Raw genomic sequence first — 14,956 nt, 5'->3', positions numbered from 1 at the left:
GGGAGAGGGGAGATGTGCCTCATCCGTCATCGGCGTGATTGCTTGCCCGAGGCCCCCACGTTCCCGAGGCCCCCATGCCCACCACCTCCCTCAGCCTCACCGAGACCCCGCTGCTGGCCGGCATCCTCCGGCGCGCCGACGACGCGCTGATCCTCGGGCACCGGCTGTCCGAGTGGTGCGGCCACGCGCCGATGCTGGAAGAGGACATCGCGCTCGCCAACATCGCCCTCGACTGCGTCGGCCAGGCCCGCTCCTTCTACGCCTACGCGGCGGAGGTCGCCGGCGGGGGGCTTACCGAGGACGATTTCGCCTATCGCCGGGAGGCCGGGCAGTACCGCAACTGCCTGCTGGTCGAGCAGCCGAACGGCGACTTCGCCGGCACGATCGTGCGCCAGGTGCTGTTCTCGGCCTTCAACGACCCGTATTACCGGGCGCTCACGGGCTCGCGCGACGCGACGCTCGCGGCCATCGCCGCGAAGGCCGAGAAGGAGACCGCCTACCACCTGCGCCATTCCGGCGAGTGGCTGATCCGGCTGGGCGACGGCACCGACGAGAGCCATGCCCGGGCCCGCACCGCCCTCGACGAGCTGTGGCCCTATACGGGCGAGCTGTTCGAGGTCGACGCCGCGGAGGCCGCCCTGATCGAGGCCGGTACGCTCCCCGACCCGCGGAGCTTGCGCGCCGGTTTCGACGCCACCCTCGACCACATCCTCTCCGAGGCGACGCTGACCCGCCCGGCGGGCGGATGGATGCAGAGCGGCGGCCGGGCCGGGCGCCACAGCGAGCATCTCGGCTTCATCCTCGCCGACCTGCAATACCTGCAGCGCGCCCATCCGGGAGCGACCTGGTGACCCCCGCCGATGCCGACCTCGCCCGGCGGGCGCATGCGGCGGCCGCGACGGTGTGCGATCCCGAGATCCCGGTCCTCACCATCGCGGATCTCGGCGTGCTGCGCGATGTCACCGTCGCGGACGGCCGGGTCGAGGTCGCGATCACGCCGACCTATTCCGGCTGCCCGGCGATGGACGTGATCGGGATCGAGGTCCAGACCGCCCTGGCGCAGGCCGGCATCCCGGACGCGCGGGTGCGCCTCGTGCTGTCGCCGGCCTGGACCACCGACTGGATGACGGATGCCGGCAAGGCCAAGCTCACCGCCTACGGCATCGCCCCGCCGGCCGGAAAGGCCTCGCGCCGGGCGCTGTTCGGCGAGGAGCAGGTCGCCTGCCCGCATTGCGGCTCGGCCGCGACGGAGAAGGTCTCGGAATTCGGCTCGACCGCCTGCAAGGCGCTGTGGCGCTGCCGGGCTTGCCGCGAGCCGTTCGACTACTTCAAGTGCATCTGAGGCGCCGATGACCCCCCGCTTCCATCGCCTGCGCGTCGCCGACATCCGCCGCGAGACTCCGGACGCCGTCTCGATCGCCTTCGCGGTGCCGGAGGAGGCGCGTGCGGCCTTCGGCTTCTCCTGTGGCCAGTACCTCACCCTGAGGACGACCATCGACGGCGAGGAGGTGCGCCGCTCCTACTCGATCTGCTCGGGCGTCGGCGAGCCGGAGCTGCGGGTCGCGATCAAGCGCGTCGAGGGCGGCCTCTTCTCGGGCTTCGCCAACGAGGCGATCGCGCCCGGCGACGAGATCGAGGTGATGCCGCCGATGGGCCGCTTCGGCGTCGAGATCCTGCCGGACGAGGCCCGCACCTTCGTGGGCTTCGCGGCGGGGTCGGGCATCACCCCGATCCTGTCGATCATCCGCACCGTGCTCGAAGCCGAGCCGAAGAGCCGCTTCTTCCTGTTCTACGGCAACCGCGCCACCGGCTCGATCCTGTTTCGCGAGGCGCTGGAGACCCTGAAGGACCGGTTCCTCGACCGGCTGTCGGTCTTCCACGTCCTGTCGCGCGAGACGCAGGACCTCTCTGTCCTCAACGGCCGCCTCGACGGCGAGAAGGCGGCGCTCTTCCTGCGCACCATCGTGCCGGCCTCGCTCGTCGACCACGCCTTCGTGTGCGGCCCGAGCGAGATGATCGACACGGTGGAGGGCGCGCTCCTCGGTCTCGGCCTGCCGCGCGAGCGCGTCCATGTCGAGCGCTTCACGCCGGCCGAGCCGGGGCGCGCCCGTGCCGCCCGCCCGGTCTCGACCGCGGCCGCGCCGGCGGCGCTCGCCACCGTCATCACCGACGGCATCGCCACCGAGGTGCCGGTGGCCGAGGGCGAGGCGGTGCTCGACGCCGCGATCCGCGCCGGCCTCGACCTGCCCTATTCCTGCCGAGGCGGCATGTGCTGCACCTGCCGCGCCAAGGTGGTCGACGGCAGCGTCGCCATGGAGGTGAACTACTCGCTCGAGCCCTGGGAGGTGGAGGCCGGCTTCGTCCTCACCTGCCAGGCCCGGCCGACCTCCGGGCGGGTGACGGTGGATTTCGATCAGGTGTGAGCGGGGCCAGCTTACACGCCATGGACGTGGTCGCTGGAAGGCTGACGAATCGTCATGGCCCACAACAAAAACGGCCGCCGGGCAGGCGCCCCACGGCCGTCGAGAGGGGCGGGCTCACAGAGCCCGCCGGTCCGGCTCGGCTGATCGCGCGATCAGAGGCCGTTGAACTTGTAGCTGAACCCGGCGCGGACCAGGTTGCCCTCGGTGCGGAAGCGCGAGGTGTAGGAGCCGGTCGCGGCCGCGACGATGCCGGTGTTGTTGACCAGCACGTTGCGGGTGCCGAGGTCGTAGTGCAGGTACTCGGCCTTGATCGTCACCGCCTCGGACTTCACGCCGAGCAGGCCGAGCAGGCTGAAGCGCGAGAGGAACGAATCGGTCGGCAGGGCGTACTCGATGCCGCCGCCATAGGCGTAGCCGGTCTCGATGTCGTTGTAGCGGCCCGCATAGGCCAGGACGCCGCCCGGGGTGTAGAAGTTGGCGCGGTAATCGACACCGCCATAGGCGAAGCCGCCCATGCCGAAGACGAAGAACCGGTCGAAGGCGTAGCCGACGCGACCCACGACGGTGCCGAGCCAGGACAGCTCCTGCCGGAACGCGGCCGGATCCGGCACGAAGCCGTTCGCGGCGAGCGGCGGGCCGAGATAGAAGGTGTTCTTGTGGATGTCGTTCCAGGCCCAGTCGGCCTGGACGCCGACCACGAAGCCGGAGCCCGGCGTGAACTGGTAGTTGTAACCGAAGCCGCCGCCGATATTGGCGAGCCCGTCCTGCTCGTTGCGCACCGTCGGCGGGCGACGGAGGGTCGCCACGTTGGTGATCGTCAGCGGGGTGTTGCCGAAGGTGTTGATCGGCTGGCGGTCGGTGAAGGTGTAGTCGGTGTGCAGGCCGGCATAGAAGCCGGTCCAGGTGAAGACCGGCACCGGCGTGAAGACCGGCGGGGGCGCAGCGCGGCGCGGCAGGTCGGCCGCAGAGGCCGCTCCGGCGAGGAGCGACGTCGCGGCGCCGGCGAGCATGAGCTTCTTGATCACTGGAATACGCCCCGTTGAACGGACAGTTGAGCTGAGGCTAGCTTGAGCGTGGCCGGGCGCCTATGACCGCCGCGCCACACCCAGCAGTGGACCGACCGGTTTTCTGAACTTTTTCCGTTCAGTTCCCGCTGGTCCGGACGTCGCGGCCGGACCCGGTCGCCAGAACCCGAGGATCCATGGGCGCAGAGCAGGACGAGAGGCCCCCGGCGGGCGCCCGGGCCCTGATGATCCAGGGCACCGGCTCGGATGTCGGCAAGTCGCTGATCGTCGCCGGGCTCGCGCGGGTCTACACCCGGCGCGGCCTGCGGGTGCGGCCGTTCAAGCCGCAGAACATGTCGAACAACGCCGCCGTCACGGCCGATGGCGGCGAGATCGGCCGTGCCCAGGCGCTCCAGGCCCGGGCCGCCGGCGTGCCGCCCTCGGTGCACATGAACCCGGTGCTCCTGAAGCCCCAGAGCGAGACCGGCGCGCAGGTGGTGGTGCAGGGCCGGATGGCCGGCACGGCCCGGGCCCGGGAGTACCAGGCCTGGAAGCCGCGGCTCCTCTCCGCCGTGGTCGAGAGCTTCGGCCGGCTGCGGGCGGAATCCGATCTCGTTCTGGTCGAGGGCGCGGGCTCGGCCTCGGAGGTCAACCTGCGGCCGGGCGACATCGCCAATATGGGGTTTGCCCGCGCCACCGGGACGCCGGTGGTGCTCCTCGGCGACATCGACCGGGGCGGGGTGATCGCGAGCCTCGTCGGCACGAAGGCGGTGATCGACCCGGAGGATGCCGCCCTGGTGCGGGGCTTCCTCGTCAACCGGTTCCGCGGAGACCCGTCGCTCTTCTCCGACGGCCTGACGCTGATCGCCGCCCGCACCGGCTGGGAGCCCCTGGGGCTGATCCCGCACTTCCCCGACGCCGCGCGGCTGCCGGCGGAGGACGTGCTGGGCCTCAAGGGCGCCGAACGGCCCGGCGGGAAGGTGGTGGCCGTGCCGGTCCTGCCCCGCATCGCCAATTTCGACGACCTCGATCCGCTCCGGGCCGAGCCCGGAATCAGCGTGGTGCTGGTCGAGCCCGGAAGGCCGATCCCGGCGGAGGCCGACCTCGTGCTGCTGCCGGGCTCGAAGACCACGATCCCCGATCTCGCCTTCCTGCGCGCGCAGGGGTGGGACATCGACATCCTGGCCCATCGCCGCCGCGGCGGGCGGGTGCTCGGCCTGTGCGGCGGCTACCAGATGCTCGGCACCACCGTGAGCGACCCGCAGGGCATCGAGGGGCCGCCCGGCACGGTGGCGGGCTTGGGCCTCCTCGACGTCGCGACGGTGCTCACCGCCGAGAAGCGCCTCGCCGCGGCGCGCGGCGTGAGCCTGCCGGACGAGACCCCGTTCACCGGCTACGAGATGCATGTCGGCGAGACCGAGGGCCCCGACGCCGCCCGGCCGCTCCTGCGCCTCGCCGACGGGCGCGCCGACGGCGCGGTCTCGGTCGACGGCCTCGTCTGCGGCACCTACGTGCACGGGCTCTTCTCCGACGAGGGCCAGCGCGCCCTGTGGCTCTCCCGCCTCGGCGCCGCGCCGGGGCCGGAGGCCTACGAGGCGGTGATCGAGGGCGTGCTCGACCGCCTTGCCGACCACCTCGAGGCCCATGTCGATTGCGACCGGCTGCTCGCGCTGGCGTCCTAGGACGAAGCGCCCGCCCTCAGGCGGTCCGCCTCACCGGCGGGCCTCCGTCGCCATCCGGACCGCGAGCCCGGCCAGCACCGTGCCCATCATCCAGCGCTGCACCGCCGCGACGGAGGGCCGCCGGGTCAGGAACAGGGCGATCGACCCCGCCGAGATCGCGATGAGCGCGTTGACGAGGACGCTGATGAGGGTCTGCGTGGCGCCGAGCACGAGCGCCTGACCCAGCACGCTGCCGGCGGCCGGATCGATGAATTGCGGCAGCAGCGACAGGTACATCACCGCGATCTTCGGATTCAGCAAATTGGTCAGGAAACCCATGAGAAACAGCTTCCTCGCTCCGTCCTTCGGCAGGTCCCGGACCTGGAACGGCGAGCGGCCGCCGGGCCGGACGGCCTGCCAGGCGAGCCAGAGCAGGTAGAGAGCGCCCGCGATGCGGATCGCGTCGTAGGCATAGGGCACCGCGAGGACGAGGGCGGTGATGCCGAAGGCCGCGCACAGCATGTAGACGACGAAGCCCAGGGCCACGCCGCCGAGCGAGATCAGGCCCGCCTTCCGGCCCTGGCAGAGGGAGCGCGAGACCAGATAGACCATGTTGGGTCCGGGCGTCAGGACCATGCCGAGGGCGATGGCGGCGAAGGCGAGGAGCGTCTGCGGGTCGGGCATCGGTCTTCCGTTGCAGGAGGAGGCCCAGACGCGCGGCGATGGCCGCTCGCGCTCCCCGATGGTAACCCATCTCAAGCGTCAGTCACGCGAGGTCGCCGGACCTTAGCGCCGCGGTTGCCGCGTGAAAAGCCGAGGTGTCAGTCGAGCTTGCGGATCCCCGGATTCTTGAGGATCACGGCAGGCCTCCGTCCCCGCATCGCAACCTTACGAAACCGTCATGGGGCGCTCAGCATCGGTTAAGCCGGCGCGGCGCGTCATGATGGCTGACGGAAGGGGAGGGACCACGCATGGCGCTCGATCCACGGCGGACGGCGCTCGCCCTCGGGCGGTTCGGCCTCGGCGCCCGCCCGGGCGACCTCGCGCGGGAGGAGCCGGTCGAGGATGCCTTGCACCGCGAGATCCTGTCGGCCGCCGTCCCGCTGCCGAGCGGACCCGACCTCGCCGCGACCCCGACGCTGCTCTCCGCCCTCCAGGCCGAGGAGCAGGCCCGCAAGCTCGCCCGGGAGGGAGCGCAGGACGCCGCGATGCCGGCCGGCCCGCCGGCGCCGCCGATCGCGGAACGGATCTACCGGGCCGAGGTCGCGGCCCGCCTCGCCCTGGCGCAAGGAGCGCCCCTCGGCTTCGTCGAGCGCCTGGTCTGGTTCTGGGCCAACCACTTCACCGTCTCGGTGGCACGGGGGCCGCGCCTGCGGGTCAGCGCCGGCGCCTTCGAGCGCGAGGCCATCCGCCCGCACGTGCTCGGGCGCTTCCGCGACATGCTGCTCGCGGCCGCGACCCACCCGGCGATGCTGATCTATCTCGACAACGTCGCCTCGGTCGGCCCGAACTCGCCGGCCGGCCAGCGCCGGGGCGTGGGCCTCAACGAGAATCTCGGCCGCGAGCTCCTCGAGCTGCACACCCTCGGGGCCGATGGCGGCTACGGCCAGGACGACGTGACGGCGCTCGCCCGCATCCTCACCGGCTGGTCGCTGCAGCGCGACGGCAATGCCGAGGGGTGGCCGGGCTCGACGACCTTCCGGCGCGGCGCCCACGAGCCCGGCGCGGTGACGCTTCTCGGCCGCACCTACCTCGATGTCGGGCCCGAGCAGCTGCGGATGGCGCTGTCCGACCTCGCCGCCCATCCGGCGACCGCCCGCCACGTCGCGTTGCGCCTCGCCCGCCACTTCGTCGCCGACGATCCGCCCCCTTCCCTGGTGGCGCGCCTGGCGCAGACGTTCCTCGACCAGGATGGCGACCTCTCCCGCCTGGCGCTGGCCCTGATCGAGGCGCCGGAGGCCTGGGATCCCGCGCAGCGCAAGGTGCGCTCGCCGCAGGAATTCGTGGTCGCGGCCTCGCGCGGGCTGGCGCTGACGCCGGATCCGAGGGTGGTGACGGCCGCTCTCGCGAGCCTCGGCCAGCCGTTCTGGTCCGCCCCGGCCCCGAACGGCTACCCCGACGATGCGGGGGCCTGGGCCTCGCCCGAGGGCCTGCGCACCCGCCTCGACGTCGCCGCCCGGGCCGGCCAGCTCGCCGCCGATGCCGACCCGATGGCGCTCGCCGACGCGGTGCTGGGCCCGCTCGTCACGGACGAGACCCGCACCGCCCTGCGCCGGGCCGAGAGCCGGGCGCAAGGGATCGCCCTCGTCCTGATGGCGCCCGAATTCCAGCGACGGTGACACCCATGGCCGATCTCTGCGCTGTCCATCCGAGCCGCCGGGCGATCCTCGGCACCGCCGGCGCGCTCTTCGCCTGGGGGGCGATCCCACGCATCGCCACCGCGGCCCCGGGCGCCCGGGACCCGCGCCTCGTCGTCGTCATCCTGCGCGGCGCCCTCGACGGGCTCTCGGCGGTGGCGCCGCTCGGCGACCCGGCCTACGCGGATCTTCGCCCGGTGATCGCGCTGACCCGCGACGGCAATGGCGACGGGACGGGGGCGGCTTTGCCCCTCGACGGCTTCTTCGCCCTGCATCCGGCCCTGCCGACCTTCGGCCGGCTCTACGCCGCCCGCCAGGCCCTCGTCGTCCACGCGGCCGCCACCGGCTACCGCGAGCGCTCCCATTTCGACGGGCAGGACGTGCTCGAGAGCGGCCAGCCCGGCCCCGGCCACACGGCGAGCGGCTGGCTCAACCGCCTCGTGGCCGCGCTGCCGGCAGGCGAAGGCATCCCACCCCGCGCGGCCCTCGGGGTGGGCGTGGTGCCGCCGCTGATCCTGCGCGGGCCCGCCCCGGTCCTCGGCTGGGCGCCGCCGCGCCTGCCGCGGGCGAGCGACGAGCTCGGGCGGCGGGTGCTCGGCCTCTACGAGGCCCGCGACCCGGCCCTCGCCGCGAGCCTCGCGCACGGCCTCGAGGTCGACGCCCTGGCGAAAGGCGGGCCGAAGGGGGCCGGGGGCTTGCGCGGCCTTGCCGAGGGAGCGGCCCGGCTGATCGCCGCCGATGACGGCCCGCGGATCGCCGCGCTGGCGCTCGACGGCTGGGACACCCACGCCAACGAGGGCGGCGCCACCGGCCGCCTCGCCGGCCTGCTCGGCGGGCTCGACGGCGTGTTCGACGCCTTCGCGGAGATCCTGGCGCCGCTTTGGGCCGACACCGCGATCCTGGTCGTCACCGAGTTTGGCCGCACCGCCCGGGTCAACGGCACCACCGGCACCGACCACGGCACCGGCACGGTGGCGTTCCTCCTCGGCGGCGCGGTGCGCGGCGGCCGGGTGCTGGCGGACTGGCCGGGCCTTGCGCACGGGCAGCTCCACGAGGGCCGGGACCTCGCCGCCACGACCGACGTGCGGGCGGTCGCCAAGGGGCTCGCCGCCGACCTGTTCGGCCTCTCCCCGGCGGTGCTCGCCCGCAGCGTGTTCCCGGGCAGCGAGGCGGTCCGGCCGCTGGGCGGGCTGGTGGCCTGAGGCGCCGGCTCAGCTGCTCGCCGTCGGGGCGATCAGCGTCTAGGTCGCGCCCGCCGGATCCATGCCGATGCGGCCCCAGCCCGGCAGCTTGAGGGCCGGGCGGCGCAGGTCGAGCCCCGCCACCGCCCCGAGCAGGTTGATCTCGATCCCCTCGACCCAGCCGAGGGTGAGGCCGGCATAGCCGCGGGCGGTGAGCTGCACCCCGGTGCGGCTCGGCGTCCAGGCGATCGGGCTCTCCGAAAAATCCTTGCCGAGCGCCGTGGGCGGCAGGGCGACGGCGAGCTCCGGCACCGCCCGCAGCACGTGGGCCACGAAGGTGTTGGAGTTCGGCCCCGGCCAGGCGCTGTAGCTGCCCGCCTTCCGGTACGGATAGGTCGCGGTCGCCGCGCGCAGGCGCGGCACGGCCCGGGCCGCCGCCTCGCCGTCGAGGGCCAGCACCACCTGCGGCGGGTTGCCGAACCAGCGCGCATCGGCCGCGTAGGCGTCGGTGCGCACCGGCATCCCCCAGCCGACCACGTCGTAGCGGGTGTAGCGCGCCGCCCCCGCTTCCTTGACGATGATCCAGGTGTGGTGGGCGAAGATGCCCCGCCAGCGCCCGACCCGGGCGGCGTAGATCCGCACCATGGCCTCCGGCGCCGCGGCCGCGGCGGGCAGGAGCCGGGCGCTCGACCAGTCGGCGGTGGCCCAGTCGGGGGCGACGTCGTCGCGGCTCCACCACCACAGGGCGTGGGTCACGAGCGGCAGCAGGAACAGGAGAACGAGCGCGAGCACCAGGGTGCGCGCGAGCCAGGCCAGGGCGAGAAGCATGGCCATGAAGATGGGCCCGACGGCGTCCGGGCGCAACCGGCGGCCTGATCCGCCTGTCATGTCCACCTGACATGCGCGAACTGCCATGCGCGAACCGGAGCCGGGCGAGACCGTTGTCGGCAAGGATGCGGCGTACGGACCGGGAGGGCGCGATGGCCGAGGTGAAGCGGGTGGTGGATGCCCTGGTGCGCAGCCGCGGCGGGCTCGCGGCCTCCGCCGCCCTCGGCGGGCTGGCGCTGATCGCCGGGCTGGCCCTGCGGGCGACGCAGAGCGGCGCGCCGGCCGAGCGGGCCGGCGAGGGACCGGCCGAGCCATCGGCCAAGACGCAGACCGCGACGCCGTTCGATGCCGCCGCGATCAGCGACGACGAGGCGACGCTGTGCCTGCGGATCATGGTGGCGGCGTCCGCCGCCGACGGGGTGATCGATGCCCGCGAGCGCGAGCGCCTCGACGCGGCGGTCGCCGAATCCGGCCTCGACCTCGCCGGCCGGCAATGGCTCGCCCGCGAGCTCGAGGACCCGGCGACGATCGACGAGATCGCCGACCGGGTGCAGGATCCCGCCGCGGCCGCGCGGGTCTACGCCGCGGCGCGGCTCGCCGTCGATCCGGACACGATGCAGGAGCGCACCTTCCTGCGCCTGCTGGCCGAGGCCCTCGACCTCGACGAGGCGGCGGTCGCCCGGGTCGAAGCCGGCCTTTCGGCCTGAGAGGAGCCCGAGCACCCATGCGCCCCGATGGCCGGCAAGCCCTCGAACTGCTCGCCCGCCTCGGCTACGGCGCTCGCGGCATCACCTACTGCCTCGTCGGCGGCCTCGCGGTGCTGGCGGCGGTCGGCGTCGGCGGCCAGACCGGCGGCAGCCGCAGCGCCCTGCTGATCCTGCTCGGCAAGCCCTTCGGCTGGATCCTCCTCGGCCTGATCGCGTTCGGCCTCGCCGCCTTCGCGCTCTGGCGCGTGGTCGAGGCGGTGACCGATGCCGACGGCTACGGCCGCTCGGCCAAGGGGCTGGCGACCCGGGCCGGCCACCTCGTCAGCGGGGTGATCTATGGCGGCCTCGCCCTCTCGATGGCGAAGGCGGCGCTGGGCCGCGGCACGGCCGGCTCCGACGACCAGGGCGCCCGCGACTGGACCGCCTGGCTGCTCCAGCAGCCCTTCGGCCAGTGGCTCGTCGGCGCGGTCGGGCTGGTGGTGATCGGCGCCGGCTTCGCCTTCGCGCGGAAGGCCTGGCGGGGCGACGTGACCCGGCGCCTCTCCGTCCCGCACGATGCCCGCGACTGGGCCCGGCATCTCGGCCGTTTCGGCTACGCCGCCCGGGCGCTGACCTTCGGGCTGATCGGCGGCTTCCTGATCGCTGCGGCGATCGAGAGCCGGTCGAGCGACGTCAAGGGCCTCGGCGGCGCCCTGCAGGCCCTGCGGGCCGAGCCCTACGGCTGGGTGCTGCTGGCCGTCACCGCCGCGGGGCTCGCGGCCTTCGGGGTGTTCGGCCTCGTCCAGGCCCGCTACCGCCGCATCGACCCGCCGGACCTCGACGCGGCGCGCCGGGCGGTGAAGGATATCACGCGCTAACACACCGCCCGAGGACCGCCCGATGGACGCGCCGCTGCCGCTCAGCACCGAGTTCCTGTTCCGCCTCACCCTCGCGGTCGCCGCGCCGCAGGGGATCGGCCCCTCCCGCGGCGCCGACCTGCGGGTCGTGCCGGTCACCGGCGGAACCTTCGAGGGGCCGCGCCTCTCCGGCGAGGTCCTGCCCGGCCCGGCGGGCGACTGGCTGCGGGTGGAGCCCGACGGCACCACCCATCTCGACGTGCGCCTGACCCTGCGGGCCGCCGGCGGCGGCCTCGTCTACTGCCAGTATACCGGCCTGCGTGCCGGCCCGCCGGAGGTGCTGGCCCGCCTCGGCCGCGGCGAGGCGGTGGCCCCGGATTCCTACTACTTCCGCACCGCCGTCCGCTTCGAGACCGGCGCCCCGGACCTCGCCTGGCTCAACCGGCTGATCGCCGTGGGGGTCGGGCAGCGGCTGCCGGAGGGACCGGTCTACGACGTGTACGGGGTGCTGTGAGGCGGGCGACCGCCTGATCCGTTCTCTTAAAGGTAGAGCCCGCCCCCCCCTCTCCCGTTTGGGAGAGGGGCCGGGGGATCGAAGATCCCGCGTGAGGGTGGCTCGGGTCCCGCAATGACCCTGAACTGTCGAGCTGGGCAGCTCCACGGCTCAGGATTATTGCGGGACCCGAGCCACCCTCGCGCGATCTCCGATCGCCCCTACCCCTCTCCCAAACGGGAGAGGGGATCCCGGGCCTCGTTCGTCTCGCAGTAATCCCGGCGGAACGCGTATCAGATCGCGCAGGCGGATCTGAACACGGCCCGCCCGCCCGGACTCATCGGCGGACCGGCCCGGCGCCGCGAGCGCTCAGGCGAAGCCTTCCAGCACGATCTTGCCCTTCGCCCGCCCGCTCTCGAGGAGCGCGTGGGCGCGGCGCAGGTTGGCGGCGGTGATCGGGCCGAAATGCTCGGCGAGCGTGGTGCGCAGCCGGCCGGCATCGACGAGCCGCGCCACCTCGTCGAGCAGATCGCCCTGCGCCCCGATATCGACCGTGCCGAACAGCGAGCGGGTGAACATCAGCTCCCAGTGCAGCGACAGGCTCTTGCGCTTCAGGAGCGAGACGTCGAGCGTCGCCGGGTCGTCGATCAGCGCCAGCCGCCCCTGCGGCGCGATCAGGTCCACGATCGCCGCGAGATGCGCGTCGGTATGGGTGGTCGCGAAGACGAGGCCCGGGGCGCCGAGCCCGAGTTCCGCGACCTCGCGGGCGAGCGACGGGCCATGCACGACGACGTGGTGGGCGCCGAGCTCCCGGCTCCAGGCCTGCGTCTCCGGCCGCGAGGCGGTGGTGATGACGGTGAGGTCGGTGAGCTGGCGCGCGAGCTGCGTGGCGATCGAGCCGACGCCGCCGGCCCCGCCGATGATCAGGAGCGCGTTCGCGGCGCCCGGCACGGCCTTGCGCACGTCGAGGCGGTCGAACAGCGTCTCCCAGGCGGTGATCGCGGTGAGCGGCAGGGCCGCGGCCTCGGCGAAGGAGAGCGAGGCCGGCTTGTGGCCGACGATGCGCTCGTCGACGAGGTGGAACTCGGCATTGGTGCCCGGCCGGCCGATATCGCCGGCGTAGTACACCGCGTCGCCGGGCCGGAACCGCGTCGCGTCGGGACCGGCCGCCACGACGATGCCGGCGGCGTCCCAGCCCAAGACCTTCCAGCCCCCGGCCTCGGGGGCGGCGCGGCGGCGCACCTTGGTGTCGACGGGGTTCACCGACACCGCCCGGACCTCGACCAGGAGGTCGCGGCCGGTGGGCTCGGGGCGGGGCAGGGTGATGTCCTGGAGGGCGGCCTCGTCCTCGATCGGCAGGGAGGTCTGGTAACCGACGGCGCGCATGGGCGGGCTCCTTGATGACGAAGCCCGAGATGACCGCTACTGTCGCACGGCACAAGAACGCACATTTCGCGCCCATAGTGTCGAAAAGGATACCGTCATGGCCCGCACCCGGCACCGCAGCCTGGATTGCAGCCCGGGCTGCGCCGTCGAGGCGACGCTCCAGCTGATCGACGGCAAGTGGAAGGGCGTGATCCTCTACCACCTGCTCGACGAGGCGCCGGAGCCTGAGGGCGCCCTGCGCTTCAACGCCCTGCGCCGCCGGATGCCGAACGTGACCCAGCGCATGCTGACCAACCAGCTGCGCGAGCTGGAGGCGGACGGGCTCGTTCACCGCACGGTCTATGCCGAGGTGCCGCCCCGGGTGGAGTACCGCCTGACCGCGCGCGGCCGCACCCTCGAGCCGGTGATCCGGGCGCTCAAGGCCTGGGGCGACGCCTATGCGGCGCCGGTCGCTGCGGCGAAGGCCGCCTGACCTTTCAGCGCGACAGGCTGCGGTAGACGCACGTTCTCCCGCGGTCCTCGTAGCCGGCGGGGCAGGAGGCGACGCAGGCGCCGGCGGCGAATTTCAGCGGAGGCCGGCAATAGGCCTCCTCCTCCTGGGCCTGCGTCGCCGGCGGCCGGAGGAGGGCGGCCAGGACCAGCGCGGCGGCGGTCACGATGATGCCGAGGGCGAAGAGGCGCAGCACCGGCCTGCACTCCTGTTTCCACTGCACCGCACCATATGGCGCCTCTGCGGCGAATCGACAGGGCCTTGATCTCACAACTGGCGCGCGGAATCGCGGCGTGCGGCATGCTGGCTCGACCGTCTCGCGCGCTTGACCCGACCCGGCAGACGTGACCCCACTCCACCCCGCCGTGCCGGCCACGCTGCCGGCCTCGACTCAGCACAGCCCCCGCATCGCCGCAGGGAAAGGACAGGATTGCACACGATGGCGGAGCTCAGCCGTTCGGACCTCGATTACCGCCTGAAGCAGCAGAAGATCCTGTCCGAGTTCGGCGTCGAGGCCCTGCGCGCCGACGACCTCGGCCGGCTCCTGCAGCGGGCGACCGAGCTGTGCGCGGCGGGGATGGCGGCCCAGTTCTGCAAGGCGCTGGAATACAAGCCCGGCCACGACACGCTGCTCGTCATCGCGGGCGTCGGCTGGGGTCCGAACGTCGTCGGCCACGCCACCGTCGGGGCCGACCTCGCCTCGCCGGCGGGCTACGCCCTCAAGACCGGGCAGCCGGTGATCTCGAACCATCTCGAGAACGAGCGCCGCTTCCGCACCCCGCAGCTGATGGCCGAGCACGGCGTGCGCCGGGCACTGAACGTGCTGATCCGCAACCGCGAGGGCGATTTCGGCGTGCTGGAGGTCGACGACACCCGCGAGGGCCAGTTCGACGAGGCCGACATCGCCTTCATGCAGGGCTTCGCCAACCTCCTCGGCGGCGCCATCGAGCGCCAGCGCGCCGAGGCCCGCCTCCAGGCCGCCCTCGACCGGCAGGAGCTGCTCACCCGCGAGATGAGCCACCGGGTCAAGAACAGCCTCGCCACCGTGGCGGGCCTGCTCTCGCTCCAGGCCCGCACCACCGAGAACCTGCAGGCGCGCGAGGCGCTGACGGATGCCCGCTCGCGGGTCGAGGCGGTGGCGCAGGTCCACGACCAGCTCTGGCGCCAGCCCGACCTCGCGGCGGTGGACCTCGCGGGCTTCCTCGAGACCCTGTGCGAGAAGCTGCGCGAGAGCGCACCGGGCCACGCCATCACCTGCCAGGCGCCCGCCATGGCGATCCCGGCCGACCTCGCGATTCCCCTCGGGCTGTTCGTCAACGAGCTCGTCACCAACGCGGTCAAGCACGCCTATCCGGACGGCCACGGCCCGGTACGGGTCGCGGCGGTGCCGGAGGGCGCGGACAAGGTCCGCCTGAGCGTCCAGGATGACGGCGTCGGCCTGCCGGCCGATTTCGACACCGCGGCGGCCCGGCGCAGCCTCGGCATGCGGGTGATCCACGGCCTGTCGCGCCAGCTCGGCGGCGAGCTCGCGGTCTCGGGCGAGGCCGGGGCCTGCTTCGCCCTGACGATCGATCTGTCTCGGGCGTGACG

General features: G+C 73.4%; 16 protein-coding genes and 1 riboswitch. Of the genes, 11 read left to right on the top strand and 5 right to left on the bottom strand.

Annotation, left to right across the window (positions count from 1 at the left end; genetic code table 11):
• The first annotated feature begins 74 nt into the window (after positions 1-74).
• Genes paaC through paaE form a run of 3 tightly spaced genes read left to right on the top strand, consistent with a single transcriptional unit; the run spans position 75 to position 2,423 of the window.
• Positions 75-851, top strand: coding sequence for a 1,2-phenylacetyl-CoA epoxidase subunit PaaC (gene paaC / locus EU555_RS07350; RefSeq protein ID WP_135414024.1), 777 nt, complete (start codon positions 75-77; stop codon positions 849-851).
• Positions 845-1,342, top strand: coding sequence for a 1,2-phenylacetyl-CoA epoxidase subunit PaaD (paaD, locus tag EU555_RS07345; RefSeq protein ID WP_167858492.1), 498 nt, complete (start codon positions 845-847; stop codon positions 1,340-1,342). Before paaC ends, paaD begins: the two co-directional genes overlap by 7 nt.
• Positions 1,343-1,349: 7 nt before the next feature.
• Entirely contained in the window at positions 1,350-2,423 is a 1,074-nt protein-coding gene (gene paaE / locus EU555_RS07340; protein WP_135414022.1) for a 1,2-phenylacetyl-CoA epoxidase subunit PaaE, read from the top strand.
• Between the two features lie 152 nt (positions 2,424-2,575).
• Here paaE and EU555_RS07335 read toward each other — a convergent pair whose 3' ends face one another.
• Positions 2,576-3,448, bottom strand: coding sequence for an outer membrane protein (locus tag EU555_RS07335; protein WP_135414021.1), 873 nt, complete (start codon positions 3,446-3,448; stop codon positions 2,576-2,578).
• Between the two features lie 224 nt (positions 3,449-3,672).
• On the opposite strand from EU555_RS07335, the gene EU555_RS07330 reads away from it, so the two are divergent.
• A complete protein-coding gene (locus EU555_RS07330; RefSeq protein ID WP_135414298.1) occupies positions 3,673-5,109 on the top strand; it encodes a cobyric acid synthase in 1,437 nt (478 codons plus the stop codon).
• Positions 5,110-5,139: 30 nt separating this feature from the next.
• Here the strand turns inward: EU555_RS07330 and EU555_RS07325 are convergent, their stop codons facing one another.
• Positions 5,140-5,772, bottom strand: a complete 633-nt coding sequence (locus tag EU555_RS07325; RefSeq protein WP_135414020.1) for a LysE family translocator — start codon at positions 5,770-5,772, stop codon at positions 5,140-5,142.
• Positions 5,773-5,787: 15 nt separating this feature from the next.
• Positions 5,788-5,868, bottom strand: a riboswitch (ZMP/ZTP riboswitch).
• Between the two features lie 191 nt (positions 5,869-6,059).
• Between EU555_RS07325 and EU555_RS07320 the strand changes: the two genes are divergently transcribed.
• Both EU555_RS07320 and EU555_RS07315 read left to right on the top strand, forming a co-directional pair.
• Positions 6,060-7,427, top strand: a complete 1,368-nt coding sequence (locus tag EU555_RS07320) for a DUF1800 domain-containing protein (protein ID WP_135414019.1) — start codon at positions 6,060-6,062, stop codon at positions 7,425-7,427.
• A gap of 5 nt (positions 7,428-7,432) precedes the next feature.
• A complete protein-coding gene (locus tag EU555_RS07315; RefSeq protein WP_135414018.1) occupies positions 7,433-8,647 on the top strand; it encodes a DUF1501 domain-containing protein in 1,215 nt (404 codons plus the stop codon).
• Positions 8,648-8,686: 39 nt separating this feature from the next.
• Here EU555_RS07315 and EU555_RS07310 read toward each other — a convergent pair whose 3' ends face one another.
• Complete coding sequence (locus tag EU555_RS07310) at positions 8,687-9,454, bottom strand: DUF3750 domain-containing protein (protein WP_135414297.1); 768 nt, start codon at positions 9,452-9,454, stop codon at positions 8,687-8,689.
• 152 nt (positions 9,455-9,606) lie between these two features.
• On the opposite strand from EU555_RS07310, the gene EU555_RS07305 reads away from it, so the two are divergent.
• The 3 genes from EU555_RS07305 to EU555_RS07295 are packed head-to-tail and all read left to right on the top strand — an operon-like array spanning position 9,607 to position 11,511.
• Entirely contained in the window at positions 9,607-10,161 is a 555-nt protein-coding gene (locus EU555_RS07305) for a DUF533 domain-containing protein (protein ID WP_135414017.1), read from the top strand.
• Positions 10,162-10,178: 17 nt separating this feature from the next.
• Positions 10,179-11,018, top strand: coding sequence for a DUF1206 domain-containing protein (locus tag EU555_RS07300; RefSeq protein ID WP_135414016.1), 840 nt, complete (start codon positions 10,179-10,181; stop codon positions 11,016-11,018).
• A gap of 22 nt (positions 11,019-11,040) precedes the next feature.
• Positions 11,041-11,511 (top strand): DUF3237 domain-containing protein, encoded by a 471-nt coding sequence (locus EU555_RS07295; protein WP_135414015.1) that lies wholly within the window; start codon positions 11,041-11,043, stop codon positions 11,509-11,511.
• Positions 11,512-11,859: 348 nt separating this feature from the next.
• On the opposite strand, the gene EU555_RS07290 is transcribed toward EU555_RS07295, so the two are convergent.
• Positions 11,860-12,876, bottom strand: coding sequence for a zinc-binding alcohol dehydrogenase family protein (locus tag EU555_RS07290; protein ID WP_135414014.1), 1,017 nt, complete (start codon positions 12,874-12,876; stop codon positions 11,860-11,862).
• A gap of 97 nt (positions 12,877-12,973) precedes the next feature.
• On the opposite strand from EU555_RS07290, the gene EU555_RS07285 reads away from it, so the two are divergent.
• A complete protein-coding gene (locus EU555_RS07285) occupies positions 12,974-13,348 on the top strand; it encodes a winged helix-turn-helix transcriptional regulator (RefSeq protein ID WP_167858485.1) in 375 nt (124 codons plus the stop codon).
• Between the two features lie 4 nt (positions 13,349-13,352).
• On the opposite strand, the gene EU555_RS07280 is transcribed toward EU555_RS07285, so the two are convergent.
• Complete coding sequence (locus tag EU555_RS07280) at positions 13,353-13,562, bottom strand: hypothetical protein (RefSeq protein WP_135414012.1); 210 nt, start codon at positions 13,560-13,562, stop codon at positions 13,353-13,355.
• 243 nt (positions 13,563-13,805) lie between these two features.
• Between EU555_RS07280 and EU555_RS07275 the strand changes: the two genes are divergently transcribed.
• A complete protein-coding gene (locus EU555_RS07275; RefSeq protein WP_135414011.1) occupies positions 13,806-14,954 on the top strand; it encodes a sensor histidine kinase in 1,149 nt (382 codons plus the stop codon).
• Positions 14,955-14,956 lie beyond the last annotated feature (2 nt).

This window comes from Methylobacterium nonmethylotrophicum, from assembly GCF_004745635.1.
Taxonomy (GTDB): Bacteria; Pseudomonadota; Alphaproteobacteria; order Rhizobiales; family Beijerinckiaceae; genus Methylobacterium; species Methylobacterium nonmethylotrophicum.
The sequence above is the reverse complement of the archived record's forward strand: the minus strand, read 5'-3'. Positions and strand labels throughout refer to the sequence as shown.